General features: G+C 56.9%; 29 protein-coding genes. 11 read left to right on the top strand and 18 right to left on the bottom strand.

Annotated elements, in window-relative coordinates:
- Nucleotides 1–28: 28 nt before the first annotated feature.
- The 4 genes from AC2FIP_RS08750 to AC2FIP_RS08735 all read right to left on the bottom strand — a co-directional run bounded on the left by AC2FIP_RS08750 (nt 29) and on the right by AC2FIP_RS08735 (nt 1,779).
- Entirely contained in the window at nt 29–382 is a 354-nt protein-coding gene (locus AC2FIP_RS08750) for an MmcQ/YjbR family DNA-binding protein (RefSeq protein WP_142635658.1), read from the bottom strand.
- Nucleotides 383–420: 38 nt separating this feature from the next.
- Nucleotides 421–822 (bottom strand): excalibur calcium-binding domain-containing protein, encoded by a 402-nt coding sequence (locus AC2FIP_RS08745; protein WP_246097187.1) that lies wholly within the window; start codon nt 820–822, stop codon nt 421–423.
- 157 nt (nt 823–979) lie between these two features.
- A complete protein-coding gene (locus AC2FIP_RS08740; RefSeq protein WP_496688893.1) occupies nt 980–1,387 on the bottom strand; it encodes a universal stress protein in 408 nt (135 codons plus the stop codon).
- 71 nt (nt 1,388–1,458) lie between these two features.
- Complete coding sequence (locus AC2FIP_RS08735) at nt 1,459–1,779, bottom strand: antibiotic biosynthesis monooxygenase family protein (protein WP_496785995.1); 321 nt, start codon at nt 1,777–1,779, stop codon at nt 1,459–1,461.
- Nucleotides 1,780–1,923: 144 nt separating this feature from the next.
- On the opposite strand from AC2FIP_RS08735, the gene AC2FIP_RS08730 reads away from it, so the two are divergent.
- Nucleotides 1,924–2,586, top strand: a complete 663-nt coding sequence (locus AC2FIP_RS08730) for a hypothetical protein (protein WP_496785994.1) — start codon at nt 1,924–1,926, stop codon at nt 2,584–2,586.
- 43 nt (nt 2,587–2,629) lie between these two features.
- Here AC2FIP_RS08730 and AC2FIP_RS08725 read toward each other — a convergent pair whose 3' ends face one another.
- The 5 genes from AC2FIP_RS08725 to AC2FIP_RS08705 all read right to left on the bottom strand — a co-directional run bounded on the left by AC2FIP_RS08725 (nt 2,630) and on the right by AC2FIP_RS08705 (nt 8,365).
- A complete protein-coding gene (locus tag AC2FIP_RS08725; RefSeq protein WP_496785992.1) occupies nt 2,630–4,918 on the bottom strand; it encodes a glycosyl hydrolase family 28-related protein in 2,289 nt (762 codons plus the stop codon).
- A gap of 138 nt (nt 4,919–5,056) precedes the next feature.
- Nucleotides 5,057–5,458, bottom strand: a complete 402-nt coding sequence (locus AC2FIP_RS08720; RefSeq protein WP_496785990.1) for a DUF4864 domain-containing protein — start codon at nt 5,456–5,458, stop codon at nt 5,057–5,059.
- A 48-nt stretch (nt 5,459–5,506) separates the two neighbouring features.
- Nucleotides 5,507–7,081, bottom strand: a complete 1,575-nt coding sequence (locus AC2FIP_RS08715) for a lysine--tRNA ligase (RefSeq protein ID WP_496785989.1) — start codon at nt 7,079–7,081, stop codon at nt 5,507–5,509.
- Between the two features lie 122 nt (nt 7,082–7,203).
- Nucleotides 7,204–7,557, bottom strand: a complete 354-nt coding sequence (locus AC2FIP_RS08710) for a 4a-hydroxytetrahydrobiopterin dehydratase (RefSeq protein WP_142635646.1) — start codon at nt 7,555–7,557, stop codon at nt 7,204–7,206.
- Between the two features lie 7 nt (nt 7,558–7,564).
- A complete protein-coding gene (locus tag AC2FIP_RS08705; protein WP_496785988.1) occupies nt 7,565–8,365 on the bottom strand; it encodes a phenylalanine 4-monooxygenase in 801 nt (266 codons plus the stop codon).
- 106 nt (nt 8,366–8,471) lie between these two features.
- Between AC2FIP_RS08705 and AC2FIP_RS08700 the strand changes: the two genes are divergently transcribed.
- Entirely contained in the window at nt 8,472–8,939 is a 468-nt protein-coding gene (locus AC2FIP_RS08700; RefSeq protein ID WP_496785987.1) for an Lrp/AsnC family transcriptional regulator, read from the top strand.
- 81 nt (nt 8,940–9,020) lie between these two features.
- Nucleotides 9,021–9,443, top strand: coding sequence for a tellurite resistance TerB family protein (locus AC2FIP_RS08695; RefSeq protein ID WP_142635642.1), 423 nt, complete (start codon nt 9,021–9,023; stop codon nt 9,441–9,443).
- Between the two features lie 2 nt (nt 9,444–9,445).
- Here AC2FIP_RS08695 and dacB read toward each other — a convergent pair whose 3' ends face one another.
- From dacB to AC2FIP_RS08675, 4 genes are all read right to left on the bottom strand, one after another.
- Nucleotides 9,446–10,927, bottom strand: a complete 1,482-nt coding sequence (gene dacB, locus AC2FIP_RS08690) for a D-alanyl-D-alanine carboxypeptidase/D-alanyl-D-alanine endopeptidase (RefSeq protein WP_496785984.1) — start codon at nt 10,925–10,927, stop codon at nt 9,446–9,448.
- Nucleotides 10,928–10,993: 66 nt separating this feature from the next.
- Nucleotides 10,994–11,614: a nicotinate-nucleotide adenylyltransferase gene (locus AC2FIP_RS08685; protein WP_496706265.1), complete on the bottom strand. Its 621-nt coding sequence runs from the start codon at nt 11,612–11,614 to the stop codon at nt 10,994–10,996.
- Between the two features lie 32 nt (nt 11,615–11,646).
- Nucleotides 11,647–12,117 (bottom strand): MOSC domain-containing protein, encoded by a 471-nt coding sequence (locus tag AC2FIP_RS08680; RefSeq protein ID WP_496706263.1) that lies wholly within the window; start codon nt 12,115–12,117, stop codon nt 11,647–11,649.
- Nucleotides 12,118–12,226: 109 nt separating this feature from the next.
- A complete protein-coding gene (locus AC2FIP_RS08675) occupies nt 12,227–12,757 on the bottom strand; it encodes a YcnI family copper-binding membrane protein (protein WP_496700828.1) in 531 nt (176 codons plus the stop codon).
- Between the two features lie 593 nt (nt 12,758–13,350).
- Here AC2FIP_RS08675 and ettA point away from each other — a divergent pair.
- From ettA to AC2FIP_RS08655, 4 genes are all read left to right on the top strand, one after another.
- Nucleotides 13,351–15,006: an energy-dependent translational throttle protein EttA gene (ettA, locus tag AC2FIP_RS08670; protein WP_496785983.1), complete on the top strand. Its 1,656-nt coding sequence runs from the start codon at nt 13,351–13,353 to the stop codon at nt 15,004–15,006.
- 3 nt (nt 15,007–15,009) lie between these two features.
- Entirely contained in the window at nt 15,010–15,912 is a 903-nt protein-coding gene (locus tag AC2FIP_RS08665) for a DUF6602 domain-containing protein (RefSeq protein WP_496785980.1), read from the top strand.
- A 254-nt stretch (nt 15,913–16,166) separates the two neighbouring features.
- Nucleotides 16,167–16,373, top strand: a complete 207-nt coding sequence (locus AC2FIP_RS08660) for a cold-shock protein (RefSeq protein ID WP_142635630.1) — start codon at nt 16,167–16,169, stop codon at nt 16,371–16,373.
- Nucleotides 16,374–16,552: 179 nt separating this feature from the next.
- Nucleotides 16,553–17,110: a L,D-transpeptidase gene (locus tag AC2FIP_RS08655; RefSeq protein WP_496785978.1), complete on the top strand. Its 558-nt coding sequence runs from the start codon at nt 16,553–16,555 to the stop codon at nt 17,108–17,110.
- Here AC2FIP_RS08655 and AC2FIP_RS08650 read toward each other — a convergent pair whose 3' ends face one another.
- A complete protein-coding gene (locus tag AC2FIP_RS08650; RefSeq protein WP_496785977.1) occupies nt 17,111–17,770 on the bottom strand; it encodes an arylesterase in 660 nt (219 codons plus the stop codon). It abuts the gene before it with no gap.
- 26 nt (nt 17,771–17,796) lie between these two features.
- Here AC2FIP_RS08650 and AC2FIP_RS08645 point away from each other — a divergent pair, with 26 nt between their 5' ends.
- Nucleotides 17,797–18,492, top strand: a complete 696-nt coding sequence (locus tag AC2FIP_RS08645) for an ABC transporter ATP-binding protein (RefSeq protein ID WP_496785975.1) — start codon at nt 17,797–17,799, stop codon at nt 18,490–18,492.
- A complete protein-coding gene (locus AC2FIP_RS08640; protein WP_496785973.1) occupies nt 18,489–21,017 on the top strand; it encodes an ABC transporter permease in 2,529 nt (842 codons plus the stop codon). The genes AC2FIP_RS08645 and AC2FIP_RS08640 overlap by 4 nt, the downstream gene beginning before the upstream one ends.
- Nucleotides 21,018–21,019: 2 nt before the next feature.
- Here AC2FIP_RS08640 and AC2FIP_RS08635 read toward each other — a convergent pair whose 3' ends face one another.
- Nucleotides 21,020–21,466 carry an RrF2 family transcriptional regulator gene (locus AC2FIP_RS08635; RefSeq protein WP_496691756.1) on the bottom strand — a complete coding sequence of 149 codons (447 nt, stop codon included), beginning with the start codon at nt 21,464–21,466 and terminating at the stop codon, nt 21,020–21,022.
- A gap of 93 nt (nt 21,467–21,559) precedes the next feature.
- Here AC2FIP_RS08635 and AC2FIP_RS08630 point away from each other — a divergent pair, with 93 nt between their 5' ends.
- Complete coding sequence (locus tag AC2FIP_RS08630; RefSeq protein WP_496785972.1) at nt 21,560–22,126, top strand: gamma-glutamylcyclotransferase family protein; 567 nt, start codon at nt 21,560–21,562, stop codon at nt 22,124–22,126.
- A 55-nt stretch (nt 22,127–22,181) separates the two neighbouring features.
- Here the strand turns inward: AC2FIP_RS08630 and gltX are convergent, their stop codons facing one another.
- Nucleotides 22,182–23,507: a glutamate--tRNA ligase gene (gene gltX / locus AC2FIP_RS08625; RefSeq protein ID WP_496785970.1), complete on the bottom strand. Its 1,326-nt coding sequence runs from the start codon at nt 23,505–23,507 to the stop codon at nt 22,182–22,184.
- Nucleotides 23,508–23,647: 140 nt separating this feature from the next.
- Between gltX and AC2FIP_RS08620 the strand changes: the two genes are divergently transcribed.
- Nucleotides 23,648–24,580 (top strand): MBL fold metallo-hydrolase, encoded by a 933-nt coding sequence (locus tag AC2FIP_RS08620; RefSeq protein WP_496750040.1) that lies wholly within the window; start codon nt 23,648–23,650, stop codon nt 24,578–24,580.
- Nucleotides 24,581–24,583: 3 nt separating this feature from the next.
- Here AC2FIP_RS08620 and AC2FIP_RS08615 read toward each other — a convergent pair whose 3' ends face one another.
- Both AC2FIP_RS08615 and AC2FIP_RS08610 read right to left on the bottom strand, forming a co-directional pair.
- Nucleotides 24,584–25,912, bottom strand: coding sequence for an NAD(P)/FAD-dependent oxidoreductase (locus AC2FIP_RS08615; RefSeq protein WP_496785969.1), 1,329 nt, complete (start codon nt 25,910–25,912; stop codon nt 24,584–24,586).
- Nucleotides 25,913–26,066: 154 nt separating this feature from the next.
- On the bottom strand, nt 26,067–26,318 hold the full coding sequence (locus AC2FIP_RS08610; RefSeq protein ID WP_496691760.1) for a hypothetical protein: 252 nt from the start codon (nt 26,316–26,318) through the stop codon (nt 26,067–26,069).
- Nucleotides 26,319–26,428 lie beyond the last annotated feature (110 nt).

The following is a 26,428-nucleotide window of genomic DNA, read 5'->3' as shown; positions in this document are numbered from 1 at the left end:
GCTGGGTGGCGGATGGGATTACCTATTCCTATACGCCCAGTTCCGCCCGCATCTTCTTGGTCAGCTTGGCCACGACCAGATCATAGGACGTCACGATATGCTCGCGCAGCGACGTGTCGCTCATCCCGCGGTCCTCATAGACCTGCAGCCATTTCATCCCGCGCGAGGCCAAATATGGCGCAGGGCGAATTCCGGGTTCGTCGCTCAACACCTCAAAGGCCAGTTCAGTGGCTTTGAAGGTGAAGGCGTCCTGACCGTCGTTCCAGCCGCAGATCGCAAACACCTTGCCCCCCACTTTCCACACGTCTGCATTGCCCCATTGAACTACATGAGAGCTGGCCTTCAGGCCCGCGCAGAAACTGTTGAACTCTGCTCGCGTCATCGGCTCAGCCTCTTTGTTCCGAAGTCCTTACCCACCTGTCAGGGCCTCACGAATTTGGCATTGCCAACGCGTTTTTGAGGGGCAGCGCTTTGTTCTGCATTCGGGGCAATCACTCCACAGGCCACACCATCCTGATCGGGATCGTTTTGCAGGTGATAGCCCGGCTCGCCCTCCAGAAACGGACCAGGAAGAACCGAGAGCGCAGCACCACATCCGGCAAGAGCAACAAGATGTAAAACCGCCTCATCACGCTCGAATTCGGAAGTGCGCAACCAGACGCTCAGGGCAATGATGCCTGTCGTCAGCGGCAACATGAGAACCATCAGGAGAATCCGCACCGGTGACAATGCGCGCCGGCGCAGAGCTTCGGCGCGTTGAACACGTTTGGCCGATTTCGGATCCGTGAACAGCGCCTTGGGAGTGGTCTTTTCTGGCTGCATTCCCGATCAATACACCAGTATCCGTGGGATGCCGATACCTAAGGGACAAACATATTTGTGAAACTCTGTCACGATGCAGGACGCTCTACGAGCCTGGGCCAAGCAAACAAGACAGACCGCCAAATTCTTGGCTGCTCGCTTGTCATCTGGCAGAGACCTAACGCACCACGTGCACTGAGCATGCAGCGTGGCGGACAACATGGGTAGCGGTGGAGCCCAAAAGCAGGTCCTGCATACCTGGTCGATGAGACGCGATAATGATCAGATCCGGCTTATTCACGTCGGCCCAGTCAAGGATCGTCCGACCGGAATGCCCCTCGACAACGACTCCGCGGGCGCCCGAAATATTTTCCGCCAGCGCATCCAACTCGGCCTGAACAGCCTTGCGCGCCTCGTCCAGATACCCGACCGGCATATAAGCGCTGGCATAGGCCGGTATATGTTCGACCACGTGCAGCAACGTGACCTGTGACTCGGGTGCTGCCAACAGTTGCGCCAGTTTCAATGCAGACGGCATATCACGCGCGTCGTCGAATGATATTGGTACAAGAATATTGTGATACATGGCACGCGCCTCCTTGGTTGCTCAAGCATACTGGTCGATTACCAGGCGCGTGACATTGATCCAGGTCAGGATCAGTTGAAGGTTTCCGCAACATCGTACATGACGGGTTCAAAACTCTTGCACAACTCGTTGATTTTACGGTTTCTATCACGCATTTCTGTCGTACGCAGCATGGCCAGAAAATCCTCGCGACGCTCCCATTGCGAATAGTTGGCAATCCGGGTCTGGGCGTCATTCACGTGCAATCCCGCTGCAACAAATCCAGGTTGCTTTGAGATGAAGCTGGCATAGGCATCCGTCAACGCCTCGAGCAGATCCTGGCAGGTGCCAGGCGTCATTTCAAATGTTGTGATTACGGTCTGCACAGTAGCGTTTTTGGAAATCTTTGGCATCTTGAAACTCCCTTGTCTGTCTCAAACCTAACACAGGATTCTGAAAGGTCTTGTGTTTCCTTTTGGCCTAGGCCCGCTCTTATCAATTCGAAAAATGAACAAAACACTAACACTCCGTTAACCATGCTGACGGAAGCTGCAAGCATGTATCGCATTGCCCTGATATTGCATCTGTTGCTGATGGCCTCTCCTGCCTGGTCAGGTGCATGGCTGCGAGAAAAGGATGCAGCATTCACAGCCGCCTCACTGACAGCTTTTCGGCTCCCTGAGGATGGGTACGACTATAAAACCTCTCTCTATGCGGAATGGGGATACAGCAAGAACCTGACGGTCGGCTTTGATTTCGAACAAAACCAAGACCTCTATGGCCATGCACTTATCTTTGCCCGTGTCCCAGTAGCGGATTTGGGCCAATGGGGTCGGTTCGCTGCTGAATTTGGTGCCGGTGCATATCACAAACAAGAACGGGCCTGGGCACAGTACAAAGTGACGCTGTCTTACGGCAAAGGATTCCAGAGCGCCTTGGGAAGCGGTTGGATCGCGATTGATGCCGCCATCGAAAACCGAACACATGATGACATCTATCGAAAGCTCGACCTGACAACAGGGCTTTCATCGGACAGGTTGATCAATCCCCTTATCCAAATCGAAACGGCCTACAGGTCTGGGCACTCGATATATTGGAAGGCACGCCCCTCGGTCATGATCCGAACCAAAGACAGTTCTACTACCTGGATTCTGGGGGTGGAAAGAAATGATGCCCGCAAAAACACGGGCATCAGACTAGCTTTGTGGAACGAATTCTAAGTCCAATCCGTTCCTACATTAATTCAGGCAGACGCCCGCACCGTCAGCGCTCCATCCTCAGGATTGCTGAAACCTCGCCCTTCAGACCCTCAGGCCAGCGTAATTGGATATCAGATCCATCCACCCCGTGCTCCAGCAGGACATAGGGGTGCGAATATTTGGTTGACCCAAGCGCTGTCTTCAAAGGTCCCAGAACGGTAACCGAGTCACAACTGCGCGCCTTGCCACCAAAGGGCAACCGATCCTCAGAAGACACCGTCCACGCCGTTGCAGCGGTGTTCTGTGCGTGCCGTACCCTCAGTGGATTTGCGGTTTTAGCAGTGACACCATGGAACGTATTGTTTTCAAACGTCACGTTCAAATGGGCTGTGTTGTTCAGATCAGCGAATGTCGTGTCCACGCGTTCGGCCCGGTCGATCCCACCGTTGATGGACCGGAATTTGTTCCCCGTCACGACAACGCCGTTCAGGAAATGCCCGGCGCCATAGGGACGAATGACAATGCTGCTGAACCAGGGAGCGACCTCGTTCGAGTAGAAGATATTGTCGGTAATGCTCATGGCGCTGAATGAGAAGCCAGCGGTGTAAACAGGGTCTGAATCCCGCTCATTTGTCCATTCGACAAAACAGTTATCGACATAGTTCTCGGCGATGGTCGAGCTGTTGTAAGTTCCGATCATGACCAATCCGGCCGAGCGCACCCCCTGAGCGATGCTGTCTCCCTGGAAAAAATGGTTGCCCAGGACCATGTTGTTGGTCCCTGCCAGCACTGCAAAATGCAGGAAACGAACCGCGCGATTGTGGCGCAACTTGATGTCATTGGCCGTTGAATTCAACGCAATCGACTTGCGATCCGAGACGTCAAAGGACTCTTCAGAAGACAGGAACTGACAATTATCGACCAACATGCCCTGACACCCTGTACCGATCGAGGTGATACCGCGATCCAAAGGTCGGCTGATAAAACAGTTCGTTATGGCAAATGTGCTGCCTGAAGGCGCAAGGCGGATTGCGCTACAGCGGCCATTGCATTGAAACTCGATCTCTTCCATTCCGAACTTGCGCAACGTGCTGAAACCGCTGAAATCAAGCAGATATTTGAAAGACAAAAAGGTAAATGTCTGCGTCCCGGATGCGTTGTAGATCGGCGCGTTCAAAGTGATCTCTCCCGCCCCCTCATCCTTGGACCGGACATAGATCTCGCGGCCAACACCGCTGCCCAGCACCAGCGCGCCGACAGGAATGTTGGCCACATTCGCAACATTGGTCAAACGCGTTGGGTCCGACGGGCTGTAGCTTGCCAGAGATGTGAATGTCTCGGTGTCCCAGGCCGAACTGCTTTGAACATCGAACTGGCCATTGCGGATGATCCGCCGTGTCGAAAACCCTGTTTGTTTGTTCGGAACCGCCGCTGCCATGTCAATCGGCTCACTCACCGAAATCTTGCGCCCGCCCAGATCCAGCGATTCATGATCCGAGTTGTTCAGCAAAGCCTGAAAGGCCTTTTTGAATGCCAGGTCCTCGGCGCCGAAGGCCGTGATATAGGCCGGCAGGTTAAAGTTCTTCGTCAGCAAGAGCATCTTGTCATCGGGCATTGTGACCATGCCCTCAAATTCCACCTCAGACGAGATCGTCGTGTTTTCCGTCAACAGGTAGGTGCCATCCGAGACAAAGACACGTCGTCCATTCGCCGCCTGATCAGCGGCGACAAACGCTGCTGTGTCATCCGCTACACCATCACCGACCGCCCCGAAATCACGGATATCGACCAGAGAGATCATGTCGCGCAGGAACACATTGGTGACATCCGTAATCTCGATATCGTCGATCCGGACCAAAGCGCCGTTGGTGCCTTCAATATCCAGCCCGAAATGCCCGTACAGGGCGGAAACACCCCAAGGCATATCCACACCCGTCCGTTGCCCCGCGCCCACAATCGCTGTGATTTCGTGCACTGTGCCATAGCCAGATAGCAGTGTTGCCGGGCCTTGCTCGACCACGCCCGTCACCTGAACATCACCTGCACCACCCGCCCAAGCGGCGATACGAACCTCGGGCAAGGGGCCGCTAATCGCTTTTATCCGGGCTTTGATCTGTAAGTAGCACCCCGGCAGCAGCGGTGTCTGACCCATATAGCGCAGCTGTTGTGTTGCGTTCACCTTCAGAATTTCCAGACATCCGCCAAAATCCGCGTCCGCCGGAACAAATACACCATTCCCCGATCCATGATAGGTTGGCGAACCCGGTGTTCCGTCACCACTTGACCATACGTTCAGACCGTTTGCGAAAGCAGGCGGCATGAACACGATGCCGTCGGTGATTGCCTTGTTCATAGAAATCCCTTTCCCATTCGCGCAGCGGCCAATCACCACGCGCATAAACCCAGTGTTCGGGGTCGGCCCCGAACGCAAAAGCCTGAGTATCGAAAAGGAATTAACCGCCGCTCATATCACCGTGACGGTGGTGTTGCGCTACGCCGCCGGATCCGAATTTCCCAAAAGCTGCACGCCGTTGATTTTCCAGCCCTGTCCCTGAGGGATCATCTCGTAGTCCAGAATGTGAATCTGCCCGTCGCCATCCGTGATCATCACCTTCTGCCACAACGCCCCTGAAATTTCGCGAAGTTCCAGAAACCGCACGTCCGCAGGCCGCCAGACCATCGGATAGCCACGCCGGACCATCACCCCGAAATTCTCAGGCGTTCCGAAAAGGCGCTGGATAGTGGGGCTGGCAAATGTAAAGGCGGTTGCGAAATCATCCACCTTGAACGCCTGTATCTGCCCCGCGATATTCGCCTCGATCTCGGCGTTTTGGGCAATGGCTCCGGATGCCAGTCCGGCACTCAAAGATACAGCAAGCAATAAACGACGCATGGGGCCACCTCCTGATCGAAGGATAGCCCCACACGCGATCAGGTCAAATCAGACCAGCTCTCCGGCCAGCGCCTTGTCGATCAGCGCAATGGTTTCCGGCACGCCGTAAAGCGCAATAAACCCGCCAAATCGCGGCCCCTGGGATGCGCCCAACAACACCTCGTAGAGCGCGGTGAACCAGCCCCGCATAGGGTCAAACCGCTCGCGCCCGACAGAGTAGACCACCGATTGCAGCGCCTCATCCTCGATCGGTCCGTCATATGCCGCCAGCTCTGCTTTCAACGCCTCCAGCGCTTCGCGCTCTTGATCCGTCGGCGCCCGGTGCTGGCGGGTGGGCTTGACGAAATCGTCAAAGTAGCGGACCGCAAAGCCCGCCGCCTGATCCAGATCAGGATGCGTCTCAGCCGTGGCCTCAGGCGCATAGCGACGGATGAACCCCCACAGCGCCTCTTTGTCCTCGGCCCCGGAAACCGAAGCAAGATTCAGCAACATCGCAAAGGGCACCATCAGCGTCGATTCAGGAACCTCTCCACCGTGGATATGCCACACCGGATTGTTCAACTGCGCCTTCAACTCTTGCCCCGGATAGGCCCGCAGTTGCTGATGATATTCATCATAGGCCTTGGGGATCACATCAAAATGCATGCGCTTGGCGGTCTTGGGCTTTTGATACATAAAATACGCAAGACTCTCAGTCGGTGCATAGGTCAGCCATTCGTCGATCGAGACGCCATTGCCCGAAGATTTCGAAATCTTCTGACCGTTCTCATCCAAAAACAGCTCATAGCTGAAATGCTCTGGCGCACGGCCACCCAACGCCCGGCAGATCGCGTCATAGATCTTTTCGTTGGTGGCATGTTCCTTGCCGTACATTTCAAAATCGACGCCCAGCGCGGCCCAGCGCGCACCGAAATCCGGCTTCCACTGCAGCTTTACGTTGCCCCCCGTGACCGGCAGCGTCCATTCCTTGCCGTCGTCGTCATCAAAGGTGACGGTATAGGTCTCGGCGCAGACCTTTTTCATCGGCACGTACAGAACCCGACCTGTTTCGGGGTGGATCGGCAGGAAGATCGAATAGGTCTGCTGCCGCTCTTCTCGCAGGCTTTTCAACATGATGGCCATTACGGCATCATAGTTGTCGACCGCCCGCTTCAGAATCTCGTCAAACTGACCCGAGCGATAGAAGTCGCGCGCCGAATAGAAATCATACTCGAACCCAAAAGTGTCGAGGAACCGGCGTAACATTGCGTTGTTGTATTCGCCAAAGCTTGGGTATTCGCCGAACGGATCAGGGACCGAAGTCAGAGGACGCTGCAAATGCTCTTCAAGCGCTTCGGGATTCGGCACGTTGCCGGGCACTTTGCGCATACCGTCCAAATCGTCCGAGAAACAGATCAGCTTGGTCGGAATATCCGACAGCGCCTCAAACGCACGCTTGACCATGGTGGTCCGCGCCACCTCGCCAAATGTCCCGATATGCGGCAAGCCGGACGGGCCATAGCCCGTCTCGAACAACACATACCCCTTGTCCGGAGCCCCTTTCTGATAGCGTTTGAGCAACCGGCGCGCCTCTTCAAAAGGCCAGGCCTTGGACGACATCGCGGTTTCACGCAGTTCAGACATTTTCTTTAAGCTCCATCGGGAAAACAGCGTCGGCTTTCGTTTGCCGCCGACCGACCCCTCCTATTGTGCCGGTGCAGCATGAGTCAATAAAGCAAGCTGTTTTTCCTGTCTGGAAACTGGCCTCAGACGACTAACTGATCCAACTTGGCCGCCCAGATGAAATCATTCTCACTAAGGCCGTCAATTTCGTGGGTCGTCAGCTGAACATCCACATATCCCCATCCAAATCTGATGTCGGGATGATGCCCTTGCTGATCGGCCAGCCAGGCGCAAAGGTTTGCCAGATAGGTCGCCTTGGCAAAGCCTTTGAATTTGAAATGACGGCTGAGAGTTTTTGCATCCGCATCCAGCGACCAATCGGAGGTCAACTGGGCCAGATGCGCGCTTGCCGCATCACGGTTCAAAGCTGGAATGCCGCCGGAACAAGGGGCACAGGTCCGATCCGATAGGGTGCAGGTTTGTTCTGATGTGGTCATGTCCAGCTTACTCCGCCGCTGTTGCCTTTTCGGGAAACTTATTCGGCAACAGGCCCAGTGATTGCGCCTTATGCACATCCGCCAGCAAATCCCGATCGGCGGCAGCAAACAGTTCCTCGGGGTCGTCCAGCACGAAATAGCCCATCTGGTGCATATCAATCCGGTAGGGCGTGCGCAGGATCGTCAGAACGTCAAAGGGATCGCGGTCGGGTATTTCGCTTTCCACCGCGTAGACAAGTTCGGTCGGGGATGAGGCAAGCCCCGATCCCAGCGCCTTGATCACCCCATCCTGACGCCGCAGGCCAAATTCGATCGAGAACCAATACAGCCGGATCAGCCAGGCATAGTCTTTTTCACCGGCCTGCACCCCCGCCAATCCGATAGCGTGGCTGAAGGCGGCAAATCGCGTATCGCTCAGCAGTGGGGTATGGCCGAAAATCTCATGAAAGATGTCAGGCTCTTCGATGTAATCGAAATCCTCGCGGGACCGGATGAACGAGGCCGCCGGGAAAACCCGGTCGGCCAACATGCCAAAGAAAGTCTTGAACCCGATCAGCGCGGGTACAGGCTGCACTTTCCAGCCTGTCATATCCAGAAGCCTCTCAGAAATATCAGCGCATGATGGAACACGGGTTTTCGGAAGCTCCAGCCGGTCCAGCCCCGCAAGATAATCACGCGCCATATAGCGCTGTACGTTCTCTTGCTGAGCGGCATAAAGATCAGCCCAGACAGCATCCTCTTCGTCGGTATATGTGATGTGACCATTGGCATTGGCCACCTTGGCGACGTATTTGGTCGACTTTGGCATGAAGGCTCCTCCTGAAACGAGTATAGCCAGCCATCGTGAAAAATTTCATTTGAATGTTTTTCAGAATCAAACAATATGACCTAAACATTTCACGAACCCAAAAGATATGACGCAAACGCTTCAAAACGCGGATATCGCTATCCTGCAAGAGCTTCAGACCGATGGCCGTCTGTCTATGCAAGAGCTCGCGGATCGCACCGGCCTGTCTGCCTCGCAATGTTGGCGGCGGGTTCGCGATCTCGAAGCTGCCGGGGTTGTGGCGGGCTATACCGCTCGTGTGCCCGCCAAATCCGTCGGCCTGAACGCAATAGCCTATGTTCATGTTGCGCTGCGCGATCATCAGGAAGACAGCATCACTTCGTTTTTGCGGCTGGTTGAGACCGAGGCTCAGATTGTCGAGTGCGCCTCAATCACCGGGGATCATGACTTCATTCTGAAAGTCTATTCGAAAACACCCGAAGATCTTGAGGCGTTCATCATGCAAAGGCTGTTGAAATCGGGGTTAGTCCGCGACACTCGCAGCAATTTTGTACTGCGGCAGACGAAAACACGTGGCCCTTTGCCCATTCTTTGATCTATCGCTCCAAAATCCGTTGAACCTATTCCCTGCCCCACCTATCGTGCGGGATCAGAACAGTTCAATCAGGACACCCCTATGACCAACCAAGTGCCACACCCGATGTCTCCTCAAGATTGCCTCGTGGCGATTATGGTTGCGATCTCTGCATCAGATGAGACCATCCGCACCGCCGAGCTGGTCAAGATCGAGGGCGCGGTCAACATGCTGCCTGTCTTTGCAGAATATGACATCGACCGGATGTATCGCGTTTCCCAGATCGTCTTCGATCTGTTTGAACAAGAAGATGGTCTGGATGCCCTGTTTGGACTGATCCGCGACAACCTGCCCGAACGCCTGAACGAAACCTCCTATGCGCTTGCATGTGATGTTGCGGCTGCAGATGGTACGCTGGCAGAATCCGAATTGCGGCTGCTCGAGGAAATCCGTTACGAGTTGGACATCGACCGTTTGCATGCTGCTGCCATCGAGCGCGGCGCGCGGGCACGGCACACGACCTGACGTCAGCTGCTGCCGGCCAGCTTCCCCCACCTTTCGATCAGTGCGCGCTGCAATTTGCGCGACCTGTTATTCCAGCTCCGCCCGCCTTCGGGCCGTTCACGATACGCTCGGGGGATCGTTGCGCGATGCTCTATGTCGGCCGTGAATATTGCAAAGGCCAGCTCTGCCCCATCCGGTGAGGTTATGAACCCACCCAGGCCCGAGACAAAGTTCAGGGTTCCGGTTTTCGCATTCACTCTGATCGGATGATCCTTGACCGGCCGCCCCTGACTGTCGGCAAGGGTAAATTTCTTCAGCAAAGGCCGGAGGTCTCCGGCTTTCTGCGCCGCCAGCAGCGCGACCACCAAATCCTCGGGCGCTACGCGTGAATCGCCCCCAAGCCCTGAATGATCGACCATCGCAACCCCGGTCACACCATAGGTCTCTGTGGCCCATCTGTTCATCTCGGCGGCTGACTCCGCCAAAGTCTGCGGTCGCGTACCGCGCACCCTCGAGGCAGCGAGCCCTACCATCTCGGCAGTAAGATTGGTCGAGTATTTCAGCATGCCCCGCAAGATGCTCTCGAGTGGGTCGCTTTGATGAATGACCAAAGGGGTTCCATTCGGCATCTGCCGCGTGACCTGCGTCCGCCCCAGCACAATTCCGTTGGATCGGGCCAATGTTCTGAAAACGTCACCTGCATAAAGCGCGGGCTTGCGGACAGGCAGCCACCGCGCCCCATCGCTACCTAACGCGCCTTTGGCAACAGTCCACCGGTCCTGACGGGCGCTGGGTTCGTAGGTATAGATCGGCAGGTTGCGGCCCTCGACCTTCATGGACGCCACTTCCACTGCAGGGGTATAGCGCGTGCTTCGGGCATCCATGGTCACGTCATAGCTGGCGCCCTGCTTTTTCCACTCGAAATGCACGCGATTGAAATTCAGAGAAATGCCGCTGATCGCAGGGCTGTACCCCAAATGATCTGGCTGCCCCGGATCAATGCTGAACACGTAAGGCAACGCGCCATCATAAACTTTGAACGCGCCGCGAACCTCGGTGATTCCGGCCTCGCGCAAGTTTGCCGCCATCGTGGCCAGCGCATCCGTATCCAGCAATGGATCACCACCGCCAACAAGAACAAGATCGCCGTTCAATATGCCGTTTTCTATTGGCCCCTCGGCGACCAATGCAGTCTCAAACCTGTAATCGGCACCCAGCACATTCAGCGCATAGAGCGCGGTCAGAGCCTTGCCAACGCTCGCCGGAGGAAGGCTCCGGTCGCCACCATAGGTCTCAAGCACTACGCCTGTATTGGCGTCCGCTACGGCAAAGGCGACCTCGCCGCGCAGGTTCGCGGCATCGACCAAGCGCTCAACACCTACGATCGGCTCATTACGAAGCTGAGGCCGCAGTGACGTCAGCGGGGCCTCGGCCACAACAGCTACAGGGATCAGGGCCGCACCCAGCCCTGCAATAAATCCTCGTCGCGAATAACGATCATTCATGGGTCAATTAAAATCCCAGAGATCACAGGCAAACAACCTGAGATCCGAATTATGGGCCCACAGGGGCTATTCAGGCAACACCTTGTTGCCCCAAACCCCCTGAATGCGCAACTGGGTCGAACTGACATCCAGCATCGGCACATTCACAAAACACCACGCCGGGGCCTGTGCCCGGCCGAGTAAATGCCGCGCCTGCCCGTCAATCCGGTAGTCGGCATAGCGACGCGCCGCAGGGGACATACGTGCAGAGATGCGGTCTCCGGGACGGGCAACAACGCCAACCGGTACGGTTTCGATAATCGACTGCCAATCCTGCCACTTATGGAATTGCGCCAGGTTATCCGCGCCCATCAGCCAGACAAACCTGACCTGCGGATAAAGCTTTTTCAGGGCTGCGACAGTATTTGCCGTGGCGCGCGTGCCGGTCTGGGCCTCGATATCCGTCACCTCGACACGTGGATGCTGCATCACAGCTTGCGCTGCCTTCACCCGCCGCGCCAAAGGCGCAGGCCCGCGCTCTTTCAATGGATTGCCCGGAGACACCAGCCACCAAACCCGGTCCAGCCCAAAGGCCTTCATCGCCTCGCGCGTGACATGCACATGGCCTTGGTGCGGAGGATCAAACGACCCCCCGAACAACCCCACGACCTGCCCGGGCCGCACATATGGAATGTCACTGCGTTGCATCCCTTGCTGATGTTCAGAACTGAAGGGCGTTGTCAATCAATCGGCTGTACCGCATCACCAAGCCGCACCCGCCCGGGCCGAACAACCTCGGCACACCACCCGCCATGCCCACGCACGGCAGAATAGCCCCCCTTGCCCAGCGCCTCCTCCATCCGGCTGCAAGGGGCGCAGATGACTGTGAACCGCAAAACAGCCTCCCCCACCTGAACCTCGCGCTCTTTTAGGGCCGCCAGATTGATCCCCGACACCACCAAATTGCGCCGCAGTATTTCAGGCGCAACCGGCCCCTGCCCCAGATAAGACCCAATCGCCGCTAAATGCTCCTGCTGGATCAGCGTCACGGCCCGTTTGCCTGCACGGCTTCGGTCGCCATCGAGACCGTCGGCCGAAATCATCGCAGTTTCAACCAACTGCAACTCATCTCTTCGTGCAGGCCGCAATCCGATCCATTCGACACAACCCGACTGCGCCCAGTCGGAAATCAAGGCCTTCAAATCCGCCATTGCCAGTCCTCCCGCTTTATCCCTGTCCGAGCTACAGGCACCGATCGCGCCATACAAGAGCGGCAGTACCAACGCCTGCCGCTCTTAAGATCAGATCAACATTCCGGGGTCAGTGCGAATGCTTACCCTCCGGTTGCAGATACAAGCCCGGCGCGGGATGATCCAAGTCATGCGGATCCTGACCTTCGGCCGGAATTTCCACCCAATTGTGGCTGCCGTTGGCACATTCCTGAATGGTCGGGAAAAACAGCATCTGCTCTGCCGCAAGCGATCCATCCAGCTTGGCCCGGAATACAAACTCATCGTAATGATCATTCGACAATTCGCCGGTCCAGATAATCTCTTGCACACCCGATGTCAGGGTCGTGCCATAGTAGTCGTAGCTGTTGGCATAATCACCCGCGACGGTTTCGAGCTTCCAGCCGGGTTTGGGCATCGGCTTGACCGAAATCACACCTTCGGGGATGGCGATGCGCAGCTTTAGCGTTGCCTCGCCCTCGCAGCCATGGCCGACCCGCATCACCCCCTTGTAGAAGCTGCCCACCTGAGCTTCCTGCTGCTCCAGAGTTGCGTGCGCTTGCGCAGTCGTCCCTATTGCAGCCACGATCATCGCAGCCGATGTAAGTTTCACCAGTTTCATAAGGTATTTCCTTGTTTGACGTTCTGTTTCGTCCGGGGTCAACCCGGATTGAAGCTTCACACCATCCAAGGGGGTCCACGCGCAAAATATGCCGTTGTTGCGCCACGTGGCACCAACTCCACCCGAACTGGAATAAGAAGCGGCACACCCTCAGGGCACAAGGACGCAAGCACGAGAGGGCCACATAAGGTGACACCACTTTCAGCTAAGGTGCAAACCGGGCACCTGCTTTGATCGCCGTTCGGTTGACCGGTTCCACAAATGTCACCGGGGGCAAAGCCAAGCAGAATCGGTTCGGAATCTGCAGATACGGGACGGGTCAGATGCAGACTTGCCAAAATGACAAAGCCCAACGCTGCGAGCAGCGCCAATCCCGTTTTAAGTCGATCCAGCGTCGTCACTCTGGCTTGCCAATTCATATTTATCTTCCGCGACCGCTTAGTACCCCAGCCAGCTCAACGCAACGCCTTTTGAAAACAGCGCGTCGTATCAGGCAATCAAAATCAAACCCGCGATGCGATCCTGATTGCCCCTGCGCCCACGTTTCGCTATCACACCGCCCAACCCAATTTCCCCGACCCAGAGGACACACCATGGCCGCCTATCAATATGTCTACCACATGCAGGGTGTCTCCAAGACCTATCCCGGTGGCAAGAAGTGCTTTGAAAACATCCACCTGAGCTTCCTGCCCGGCGTGAAAATCGGTGTCGTCGGCGTCAACGGTGCTGGTAAATCGACGCTGATGAAGATCATGGCCGGTCTCGACAAAGACTTCACGGGTGAGGCTTGGGCGGCCGAAGGTGCCAAGGTCGGTTATCTGCCGCAAGAGCCGAAACTGGACGAAACCCTCAGCGTGCGCGAAAACGTCATGCTGGGCGTAGCCGAGAAAAAGGCGATCCTCGACCGCTATAACGAATTGGCGATGAACTACTCAGACGAAACCGCGGATGAGATGGCCAAGCTGCAGGACGAGATCGACAGCCAGAACCTCTGGGATCTCGACAGCCAGATCGACGTCAGCATGGAGGCCCTGCGCTGCCCGCCGGATGATGCCAATATCGCCAACCTCTCAGGCGGTGAAAACCGCCGCGTCGCGCTGTGCAAATTGCTGCTCGAAGCGCCCGACATGCTGCTGCTCGACGAGCCGACCAACCACCTGGATGCCGAAACAATCGCCTGGCTGCAACAGCACCTGATAGACTACAAGGGCACCATCCTGATCGTCACTCACGACCGGTATTTCCTCGACAGTATCACCGGCTGGATCCTCGAACTCGACCGGGGTCGTGGTCTGCCGTATGAGGGCAACTATTCCGCCTGGCTGGAACAAAAGGCCAAACGGCTGGAGCAGGAAGCCCGCGAGGACAAGTCTAAGCAAAAGACTCTGCAGCGCGAGTTGGACTGGATGCGCCAAGGCCAGAAGGCCCGTCAGGCCAAATCCAAAGCCCGGATCAACGCCTATAACGATCTGGCGGAACAGTCCGAGCGCGAAAAGCTGACCCGCGCACAGATCGTCATCCCCAACGGCCAGCGCCTTGGCGGTAAGGTGATCGAGGTCGAAGGCCTGTCCAAACACATGGGCGATAAGCAACTGATCGAGAACCTCGACTTTACCCTGCCCCCCGGCGGAATTGTCGGCGTCATCGGGCCCAACGGCGCCGGTAAATCGACCCTGTTCAAGATGCTTACTAGTCAAGAGCAGCCCGACGCAGGCACCATCACGCTTGGCGACACGGTTGAACTGTCCTATGTCGACCAGTCCCGCGATGACCTGAAGGACAACGACACCGTATGGGAGGCGATCACCGGCGGCGCCGAGATCATCCAGCTGGGCGACGCGCAGGTCAATTCCCGCGCCTATTGCTCCTCCTTCAACTTCAAGGGCGGTGACCAGCAGAAGAAGGTCTCTCTGCTGTCAGGCGGTGAGCGCAACCGCGTCCACATGGCCCGCCTGCTGAAAGAGGGCGGCAACGTCCTGCTGCTTGACGAACCGACCAACGATCTGGACGTCGAAACCCTGCGCGCGCTGGAAGACGCGCTGGTCGATTTCGCCGGCTGCGCCGTGGTCATCAGCCACGACCGTTTCTTCCTCGACCGGATCTGCACGCATATCCTGGCATTTGAGGGTGATGCCCATGTGGAGTGGTTCGAGGGTAACTTCGAGGATTACGAAGAGGACAAAAAGCGCCGTCTGGGCCCGGACGCGCTGGAGCCCAAGCGGTTGAAGCATAAGAAGTTTGCGCGGTAGAAAATGACTACTGGTCTTAACCCGTTCAAAGAAGAGTTTGTTTTATTAACACAAAAACTCAAACTTGAGCTGGAGACAGCCAGCCTAGTGAAGCATGCTGGGTTGAAAGGGGCGTACATTGAGGACGCCCTAGCCACGTTTCTTCGAGAAACTATCCCATCAAGGTATTCTGTTTCGACCAACCAAATAGTCGTCGATTGCGAGGGGCGAGAAAGCAATGAATGTGACATCGTCATTCATGACCGGAGAGACAATTACCGATACTTGAGACGCCACGTTCCCGTAGAAACAGTGTATGGGGTGATCGAAGTAAAGAAACATCTGGATGCAAGGCAAGCTAGGGACTTCAGAACAAAAGAAAAAGCTTTTCGTTCCCTGAACTACCGTGGTTATTATTCCAACTGTGTAGAAACCGACCTGAAGGCTCGGAGCTTTCACTTTTGCCCTCCTTCCTTCAACCTTTTTTCAATCAGCTCATCTTTCAGCAGTTTAGAAAGATACTGCGCTCAGGTTTTTACAGATCCATTTGGGAACAGCGCCTGGAAGAACCAGAAAGACTACAGCGATTCATTGACATATTATGAGTCGCTTTGTTGCAGTCTGGACATTGGCATAGCCAGAAACGCCGCGTTGAATGGAAATACTTTCTTGGCGGCAGACCCCACAAACAACTCAGAAATAAAGAAAAAGGCTGCGGGAAGTGAATACTCCGTTTCCGAGGTCACCGCACTGTTGATGTTCCTAACCTTCCTTGAACCAGTTCTCGAAAGCCGCGTACTTGTTACGCCGATCGATCATAGAAGCTACTCAGTGTTCCATGAAGAAATAAGCCTTGGGATCAAGCCAGACCTAGAAGAGTTTGCGAAGATCAAATGTCAAATTGAAGCTGTACCGCCGGAAAAATAACTCCCTTTTTGGTGGTCGCTCCCCATTAGCAGTTGTCAGGCGATAGTTTAAGAAAGCTGCTGATCCTCCACCAAAACGATACGGCCGTTTCCTCCCCCCTTGCCACGCCGCGAGCCCAGTGCCATATAGCGAATTGCTACCGTTTTTCTATTTCGACCCACTGTCTCCTTCTACGGCGTTCAGTCTATCGATACAGACGACGACGCCAGGCTGCCGCAACTCCGTGGGCAGCACCAGATAAGGAGAACACGGATATGCCTTCAGGCACCGTAAAATGGTTCAACACCACCAAAGGCTACGGCTTTATTGCACCCGAAGATGGCGGCAAAGACATCTTCGTTCACATCTCGGCCGTCGAACGCTCGGGCCTGACCGGTCTGGCCGACAACCAGAAAGTCACGTACGAGCTGCGCTCGGGTCGTGACGGTCGTGAAAGCGCCGACGACATCCAGCTGGCGTAAGCCGTTGTAAGGGCAGGGTTTTCCTCTGCCCTTTTCTATTTGCGCCTGAGCGACCACCTGTAAAAGTGTGTCCCGGCGATTACATCACAATTCAGTTACTCTTCCCCGACGATTGACCGGATCGGATATCATCCGGACACTATGGTCATGATTTTTCTGTTGTATTGAAGAGAGCTGATATGTTGACACGCCGTACATTCCTGACTGCAACAGTAGCAGCAAGCCTTGTTTCGACCGCCGCGTCGGCAAAGAAAGCCGTCGAATATGACCCCACTCCACAATTTGTTCGAATCAAAAAGCAATTCCTGCCAGGCCAGCTTCTGGTGGTTCCACGCTCGTTCTATCTGTACTTCGTAACAGAACCTCGCAAGGCAATCCGTTACGGGTGCGGGGTGGGCAAAGCCGGGCTGGAGTTCACCGGAACAGCGACCATAGACGTCAAAAAGGAGTGGCCCACCTGGCGCCCCACCAATGAAATGATCGAGCGTGAGCCAATTACATATGCTCGTTTCAAGGATAACGACTATGTGCAGCCTGGCGGTGACGGCAATCCGTTAGGTGCACGGGCGCTTTATCTGTTCCAGAACGGCGTTGACACTTATTTCCGAATTCACGGGACCACTCAGCCGCAGACCATAGGCCGTGCGGCCTCGAACGGATGTATACGCATGCTGAACACGCATGTCATCGACCTGTACCAGCGGGTGCCAATTGGAACAGTTGTGACGGTCGTCTGATCAATCTTCTGCTGATTTCACAAGTTCCAAAACCTTTGGTCCAAGGTCGTCAACGATGAGGGCCACACCACTGGCGTTGGGATGGATGCCATCTGCCTGCATGTGTTCCCGTACTTCTTCGGGGTTTCCTGCCGCAGTCAAACCTGTGAAAAAACTTGGCGCATATCCAGTCTGATATCGATCCGCCAGATCGGGGTAGATCGCATCAAATGCGGCTTTGTAATCTGGGCCGTAATTCCCCGGCGCCTGCATCCCGACTAACAACACGGCGACCTCAGCGCCATCTGCTGCTTTCAGGATCGTCTCAAGATTTGCGCGTGCAACTGCCGGATCAAGCCCTCGCAACAGATCGTTCCCGCCCAATGCGACGATCATCCCATCCACGTCGGGCGTCAGTGTCCAGTCCACACGCGCGGCCCCTCCGGCGGTGGTGTCCCCGGATACACCCGCATTGATCAGGCGCACATCCGCCCCGTGATCTTTCAACCAACGATCCAGCTGCGGAACAAATCCGTCTTGCTCGGGCAGGCCGTACCCTTGAGTCAAAGAATCCCCGAGAGCGGCAATCACTACGGTTTCTGCTGTGGCCGTAAAGCCGCAACACGTGATAAGCACCGGCATCAAAGCCTTGCGCACCATCTCAACTGCTCCATATCCCATTTGATTACCTCGGTTCGGACCAACCCATGATCGCAACTGTTCTATCGCTTGAAAATGCCGCTTTATCGCTGGATGGCAATGCCGGTCAGGTAGATATCCTGCACGACATCACGCTTTCCGTACATAAGGGCGAGACACTGGGTCTGATTGGGCCGTCCGGGTCAGGCAAATCGTCGTTACTGATGCTGATGGGCGGGCTGGAACAGGCGACGGGCGGCCAGGTAACCGCACTCGGGCAAAATCTGACCCGCATGAACGAAGACGAGCTCGCGCGATTCCGACGCAACAGCATGGGCGTTGTATTTCAGAATTTCCACCTGATCCCCACGATGACTGCCCTTGAGAACGTGGCCACACCGCTGGAGTTGGCCGGTCACAAAGATGCCTTTCAACGGGCCGAGGCCGAATTGGAGTCCGTAGGGCTGACGCATCGACGCGACCATTATTCGGCGCAGCTCTCCGGTGGAGAGCAGCAGCGCGTCGCGCTAGCCCGTGCCTCTGCCCCGCGACCACAGATCCTGCTGGCGGATGAGCCTACCGGCAATCTGGACGAAACAAACGGAGCCGCCATCATTGACCTGCTGCTTGGCCTGCGCGACAGGCATGGTGCTACTTTGGTTCTGGTGACCCATAGCCACAGCCTTGCGCGCAGATGTGACCGTGTTGTCCGGCTGCGCGATGGAAGGATTGCCGATGACACAAGGCAAGAGGCTGCCGAATGAGCCTGCGGATGGCCGGGCGGCTGGCGCGGCGGGAACTGCGCGGAGGTCTGCGCGGTTTTCGGGTGTTTCTGGCTTGTCTTGCACTTGGGGTCGCTGCCATTGCCGCTGTGGGTTCGGTCCGCCACGCCATCCAAACCGGACTGACGCAAGAAGGCGCGGCTCTGCTGGGCGGGGATGCACAGCTGGAATTCACCTATCGCTTTGCGGATGAGGCTGAGCGTGCATGGATGAACGACGCGGCCTTAGCCATCTCCGAAGTCGTCGATTTTCGGTCAATGGCAGTCGCGCAGCAGAATAGTGACCCACAGCGGGCGCTTACGCAGGTCAAATCCGTTGACGACTCCTATCCATTGTTGGGCAAGCCCATACTAGAGCCCCAGATGCCCCTGCGTGACGCCTTTACAGGCCAGCAAGGGGCGCCCGGTGCCGTAATGGCTGCCGCTCTGATCGACCGGCTTCAGCTATCCGTAGGGGATCGGTTTTCACTTGGAACTCAGGAATTTGTCCTGATGGCAGCCCTGATCCACGAACCGGACGGGGCGGCAGACGGGTTTGGATTGGGTCCGCGCACGCTGATCCGCACACAGGACTTGCTGAATTCCGGATTATTGGCACCGGGTACTCTGTTTTCCACCAAATACCGTCTGGATCTGCCGCCGGGGTCTGATCTTACAGCTCTTTCGGCGCAGGCAAGCGAAGCCCTTGAAGGCAGCGGAATGCGGTGGACCGATGCACGGAACGGTGCCCCCGGCATTTCAGAATTTGTTGCCCGGCTCAGCGCTTTTCTGGTTCTGGTTGGACTATCCGGGCTGGCTGTTGGCGGCATCGGCGTATCTGCAGCGGTGCGCGCCTATCTGGCGCAAAAGACTGAAACCATTGCTACCTTGCGTACTTTGGGTGCCGATCGGGCGACCGTGTTTCAGACTTATCTGATCCAAATCGGTATTCTCTCTGGCATCGGCATTTTTCTGGGCATCATATTGGGTGGATCGGTGCCTCTGCTGCTTGCGCCGCTGATCGAAACTCGCCTGCCTGTGCCCGCAGTGTTCTCGTTCTATCCGCAGCCTTTGGCTGAAGCCGCGCTTTACGGCGTGCTCACCGCCTTTTTATTCACACTCTGGCCCCTTGCCCGTACTGAAGAAATCCGTGCAGCCACCCTGTTTCGCGATGCGCTGTCTTCGGCGCGCTTCTTGCCTCGTGCAAAATATGTTCTGGCCACAGGCATCGGGCTTGCGGCGCTGATCAGCGCAGCCGCCTTTTTCAGCGGATCGACCCGCCTGACCCTTTGGACCAGCGGCGGGCTGGCCGGAGCGCTGGTTCTGCTTTCGATTGCAGCGATGGCGATCCGCAAACTGGCGCGCCTGACCACAAAACCCGCCCGAGGGAATCCTCCCCTGCGATGGGCCCTGTCGGCCATTTCCGATCCGCGCGAAGGGGCCGCATCGGTTGTCCTGTCGCTGGGGTTGGGCCTGTCGGTACTGGCCGCAGTCGGGCAAATCGACGGCACCCTGCGAAACGCGATTTCAGGAAACCTGCCCGATGTCGCCCCTTCTTATTTCTTCGTCGATATCCAGAAAGAGCAGATGCCCGGCTTTACCGAACGGCTGGAAAACGACCCTGCCGTAAGCCGGATCCAAAGCGCGCCCATGCTGCGCGGGATCATCACGCAGATTAACGGGCAGCCCGCGATTGAGGTCGCCGGGGACCACTGGGTACTGGAAGGCGACCGCGGGGTCACCTATTCCGACGCCCCGCCCTCGAACGCACGGGTCACCGCCGGGGAATGGTGGTCCGAGGACTATTCCGGAACGCCTCAGGTCAGCTTCGCCGCTGAAGAGGCCGAAGAGATGGGCCTGAAGCTGGGTGACCAACTGACCGTCAACATATTGGGGCGCGACATCACCGCAGAGCTCACCTCTCTGCGCGAGGTGGATTTCTCGACCGCCGGGATGGGTTTCATCATGTCCATGAACCCGTCGGCCCTGGCCGGCGCCCCGCATAGCTTCATTGCCACCGTCTATGCCGAAGAGCAGGCCGAAGCCGCGATCCTTCGTGATCTGGCGGGTAAATTCCCCAATATCACCGCAATCCGTGTCCGCGATGCGATTGACCGGGTCTCGGGTCTGCTGGCCGGGTTGGCCGCTGCGACGTCTTATGGGGCTGGTGTTTCGCTGCTAACCGGCTTTCTGGTCCTGATCGGCGCCGCGGCAGCGGGTGAACCAGCCCGGCGGTACGAGGCCGCAGTCCTGAAGACCATCGGCGCCGACCGTCGGCGCATATTGATCAGCTTTGCCCTTCGGGCTGTTCTGCTGGGGTCTGCCGCTGGAATTGTGGCCCTGATGGTGGGCATCCTCGGCGGCTGGGCGGTTGCGACATATATTTTCGACACCAGCTTTGACGTCATCTGGCCATCTGCCATCGGCATCGTATTGGCCGGGATCATCGTCACGCTGGGCGCGGGGTTGATCTTTGCCTTGAAACCCCTTGCCGTTCGCCCGGCGCGCATCTTGCGCGCCAGCGACTGAGTTTATCGGACGCAGGCGACAGGCTGCAAAATCGTCAGCAGATTTGCATTGTCACACACCAGCGAATCCAGCGTGATTTCGTCTAGCGAGGCATAAAAGACCTCGGCCGCGTCCCGCAGCGCAAGGCGCAGCCGGCAGGCGTTGGTGAGCGGGCATGTATTGTCGGCATCCGCAAAGCACTCAGCAATCGGCAAGTCGCCCTCGATATGTCGAAAAACCGAACCGATCCGTATCTGATCAGCAGATCTAGCGAGTACCATACCACCATTGCGACCGCGATGAGTGCTCAGATAATCTAACTGGCTGAGTTGGTTGATCACCTGCGCCAAGTGGTTTTCTGAGATATTGCAGGTCTTTGCGATCTCGGATTTGGTCACCAACCTGTCTGGATTTGCTGCACAATACATCAGTAGGCGCACAGCAATATTTGTCCGCTTGGTTATCCGCATGTTTGCCTCCCTAAGTTCAACATGCTGCCTTATTGCATGTTGGGCAAAAAAGCGGTTTGACATACATCAATTCCCGGTCAGAAGTGATCCCGCATGGCAGACCCCTATTTCTTTGGCTACGGCAGCCTCGTGAACCTCGCGACCCACGATTTCCCCGACCCGCATCCCGCGCGGTTGAAGGGATGGCGGCGGGCCTGGCGGCATACCGATTTGCGCCCGGTCGCTTTCCTGACCGCCATTCCGGATCCCACTTCTGAAATCGACGGCATGATTGCCCATGTCCCGGGCAATGACTGGGACGCGCTGGATCAACGTGAGTGGGCCTACGACCGCGTTCCAGCGACTAAGGCCGTCACCCATTCTCTGCCACACGAGGTTGAGATCGCTGTTTATGCCGTACCTGATGACCGTCAATCCGCGGCCAGCCGGCGCCACCCCCTGCTGATGAGCTATATCGATGTGGTTGTGCAGGGCTATTTGCGTGCGTTCGGGTCCGAGGGCGCCGATCGCTTTTTTGCCACCACTGATGGCTGGGACGCCCCGATCCTGAATGACCGGGCAGAGCCGCGGTATCCGCGCCACCAGGCATTGAAACCGGATGAGACTTGTTTTGTGGATGATCGGCTGAAGCGAATAGCAGCCCAGATCGTAGAGACCTAATAGAAAAATGGCGCCGCCAGCAGACCACGCCTTATCACAATCTAAGGCACTAAGATCAGCCGCGCGCGCGGATCACCTGCAGAAGGGGCAACAGGGTGGCCATCTCAGGGCCGCGCTCCATCCCTGTCAGTGCCTTGCGTAAAGGCATGAACAGACTCTTGCCCTTGCGGCCTGTCGCGTCTTTCACCGCGCTGGTCCACTGCCCCCAGGTCTCGCCGTCGAACGGGCCTTCTGGCAACAACGCCACGGCCTCGGTGATGAACTCTCGGTCTTCATCGGCAATAAGAGGTTCGGCACCGTTACGGCACAGCTCCCACCAGCCCTTGAGGTCTGCCAGAGTGGTGATGTTCTCGCGCGCCATGGCCCAGAACGGTTCCGCCAGATCGGCCGGAACGCCCGCATCTGCCACAGCACCCGCAACCTCGGACAAAGGCAAAGACTGCAGGTGTTTCGCCGTCAGCGGAAACAGGTCCTGAACGTCAAACTTGGTCGGTGCGGCACCAAAACGACCAATGTCAAATCCATCGATCAGCTCGGCCATCTCTGTCCGCAACTCAACCGGGTCGGATGAGCCCAGACGCGCCATCAAGCTGAGCAATGCTAACGGCTGTACGCCCTGCTCGCGCAGATCACGCAGAGCCAGCGTGCCCAGTCGCTTAGACAGCGCCTCGCCCTGGGGGCCGGTCAGCAGAGAATGATGTGCAAAACGCGGGCAAGTACCACCCAGCGCTTGGATGATCTGAATCTGCGTCGCGGTATTGGTCACATGGTCCGAGCCACGCACCACATCGGTCACACCCATTTCGGTATCATCGACCACCGACGCAATCGTGTACAGAACCTGACCGTCGCCCCGGATCAGTACTGGATCCGACACCGAGGATGCATCAATCGAGATATCGCCTAGAATACCGTCGGTCCACTCGATCCGTTCATGATCCAGCCTAAAGCGCCAGACACCGTTGCCACGTTCTGCCCGCAGCGCGTCTTTCTCGGCGTCGTTAAGGTTCAATGCTGCGCGGTCATAAACCGGCGGCTTGCCCATGTTCAGTTGTTTCTTGCGCTTGAGGTCCAGCTCGGTCGGGGTTTCGAAGGCTTCATAGAACCGGCCCATCTCGCGCAGCTTGTCGGCTGCCTCGGCATAGCGGTCCAGACGCTCGGACTGTCGTTCGACCCGGTCCCAATGCAGGCCCAGCCACTCGAGGTCCTGCTTGATGGCATCGACATATTCTTCCTTCGATCGCTCGGGGTCTGTGTCGTCGATACGCAGGATGAACGTGCCGCCAGCCTTGCGGGCAATCAGGTAGTTCATCAGCGCTGTGCGCAGGTTGCCCACATGGATGTAACCGGTGGGTGACGGGGCGAAACGGGTGGTTGTCATAGGAGTCTCCTGTTGGCGCGGCTCTTCTCACAGGATGGGCAAATTGTCCAGCCACCGCACCGGTTCACGCCAACGTCAGGTGGCAATCCTCGGGCGATACCCTATCTTCAAAGTGCTGGCACACACAGGGAGATCTCAAAATGACCGTTACACTGACTCGTAGGGCCGCACTGGGCGCGGCGGCAGCATTGCCTTTTGCATCAGCTGCTACCCCCATCCTGGCTGCAGCAAGCGATACCAAAGCGAATTCAACCATCGCGAAATCGTTCCAGTTGGGCGATTTCACCGTAACAACTCTGCTGGATGGCAGCCTGCCGCGCGATGGCGCCAAAGAGATTTTCGGCGGCGGTGCCACGGATGAGGAATTTGCAAACGTATCGGCCCAGAATTTTATTCCTGCCGATAAAGCCCAGTTCTTTTTCACACCAACGCTGGTCAATACCGGGTCTGAACTTGTGCTGTTTGATACTGGCCTTGGGCAAGGCGGCATTCAGGCGGCACTGGCAGATGCAGGCGTGAGCCCGGATCAAATCGACGTCGTCGTCATCACCCATATGCACCCTGACCATATTGGCGGCATGACCACAAATGACGCGCCGACTTTCCCGAATGCGCGCTATGTCACCGCATCATCCGAGTATGACTTTTGGGCCGCGCAGGATTCCGGCAATCGGGTCGGCGATCTGGTCGCCGCCAAAGTGACCCCAATGGCCGAAAAGATGACCTTTGTCGGCGATGGCGGCGAGGTTCTGTCCGGAATAACCGCCGTTTCAGCGCATGGGCATACCCCCGGACACACGGTCTTTCATCTGGAAAGCAACGGTCAACGTCTGGTGCTGACGGCCGATCTGGCCAATCACTATGTCTGGTCCTTCGCCCAACCCGAGTGGGAGGTGAAATTCGACATGGACAAAGCCGCAGCCGCCGCTTCTCGTCGTAATGTGTTGGGGATGCTGGCAGCAGACAAAATCCCGATGATCGGATATCACATGCCCTTCCCCGCAGCCGGTTACGTCGAGACGCGCGGCGATGGGTTCCGGTTTGTCCCGGTCAGCTATCAGATGATGGGTTAACGTTTAAAACCCTGGGTCCGGCCGAATTTTCGACCCGTCCGTAAAGCGGGACAGGCGGAAATCGGCCGGATTAACACAGGGGGCATTGCCCGAGACCAGATCAGCCATCAGCCGCCCGGCACCGGGCCCGATCCCGAAACCATGCCCCGAAAACCCCGTCGAGATGAACAGGCCCGGCCTGTGGTCCACGTGCGAGATGATCGGGATCGCATCCGGCGTTACATCAATCATCCCTGCCCAACTCTGAACGATTTCAGCCTGCTTTAGCGCGGGAATACCACTGATTGCGCTTTTCCAAGCCCGCCGCAACGCCCGGCGCGATGGTTCGGGATCCAGAGTGCGGCAAAGTTCGAACGGTGTCACATCCGTGGGCAACCACCTCCGATCTTGTCGCGCCTCTTCGGCCCACCGCTTCGACACCCGAAACCGCAGCGACCGCCACTCCTGACGAAACGCAGGAAGAAATTGCCACGCCAGACGAAGGCTATCCGGCACGATATCAACGGTGTTTTCGTGCCCGGACGCAATCGTATACCCTCCGTCGTCCCGCTTGCGTATTGCAAAATCGTCCGACCACAAGGCGGCCTCAGGACCGGAAACCGGAGAGGTTCGGAATACGGTGTTCAGCACCTTCAGTTGTGGAAAATCAACTCCGGCATTCCCTGCAAACAAGCGCGACCACGCACCGCCCGCCAGTACGACATTGCCGCAGGCCACGCGACCGCGTTCTGTGAAGACACCGACGACACGGTCCGCCTCTGTATCCAGACAGCGCACTGCACAGTTGGTCATCAACAGGGCCCCCCGGTCACGCGCAGCTTCGGCGATTGCGGGTGCAGCCCATTGCGGTTCCGCCCTACCGTCTTGCGGCATAAACAATGCGCAATCCAACCCCGTCTGATGGTCTGGCATAAGTTCCGCCAACAGAGCCCCGGACACCATCCTTGCCCCAGTATTCAACCCCTCCACATGGCGAAGCCAGCGTTCAAGATTGCCCTGTTCCCGCTTGCCAGAGGCGCCGAACAGGATACCGGCCTGTGTGAAACCTGTCTTGCGCCCGGTGCGTTGATCGAGCTGCGCCCAGATACGCTGTGATTCCTGCATCAGCGGGATTTCCCGAGGATCGCGCATACCCAAACGCACCCATCCCCAGTTCCGTGAACTCTGCTCGGAGGCAATTTGTCCCTTTTCGCACAGAAGGACAGACATTCCCCGCTCTGACAGTTCGAGGGCAGTTGAAGCCCCAATAATTCCTCCACCAATGACAACAACATCAACGGCTTTTGGCAGCTTTAGATCGGGTTCAACAGCATTAGGCTTGGGGCCAGGCATCAACCGCTCATAATTCATTGCACGGACCGCAATGAAGGCGCGGGATCAGGACAGACGCAACAGAAGAAACTTCGCTTCAATGACTATTGCTCAGGCCTGTGACCATTCGGCCAACGTGGCAAGCCAGCGCATCTAATTCAGGATTTTGAAAACTTCAGGCCGCGCCGCACAATTCAGCCAGTTTCTGACGCAAAGAGGTAGCGATACCGCCTTCCGGCACCTCGGCTTCTGTTTCCAGAAACTGCGCGCCGGGGCCTACCGTCGTGGATTCCTCTTTGGGCACCTCTTCATTCAACAAATTGGCAATGGCAGCATCTACCTTTGCCTCATCCAGAGACCGACCTTCGGATTGCATAGACCGCCATTTTGGCGGTGAATGAAGCGGTTTATCGTATTCATCGTACATAATGGCACCAAATCGTTAACTCAGACATCCAATTTCGGACGCGTCGCTAAAGACCGAAGGGAAAGCTCATTAACACCTATTTCCCACAATGCGTCGCATCCGCCCCACAT

It is taken from the genome of Ruegeria sp. CDSB114 (assembly GCF_059611025.1).
Note: the sequence above shows the minus strand (reverse complement) of the source record. Positions and strands in the feature narration are given on the sequence as shown.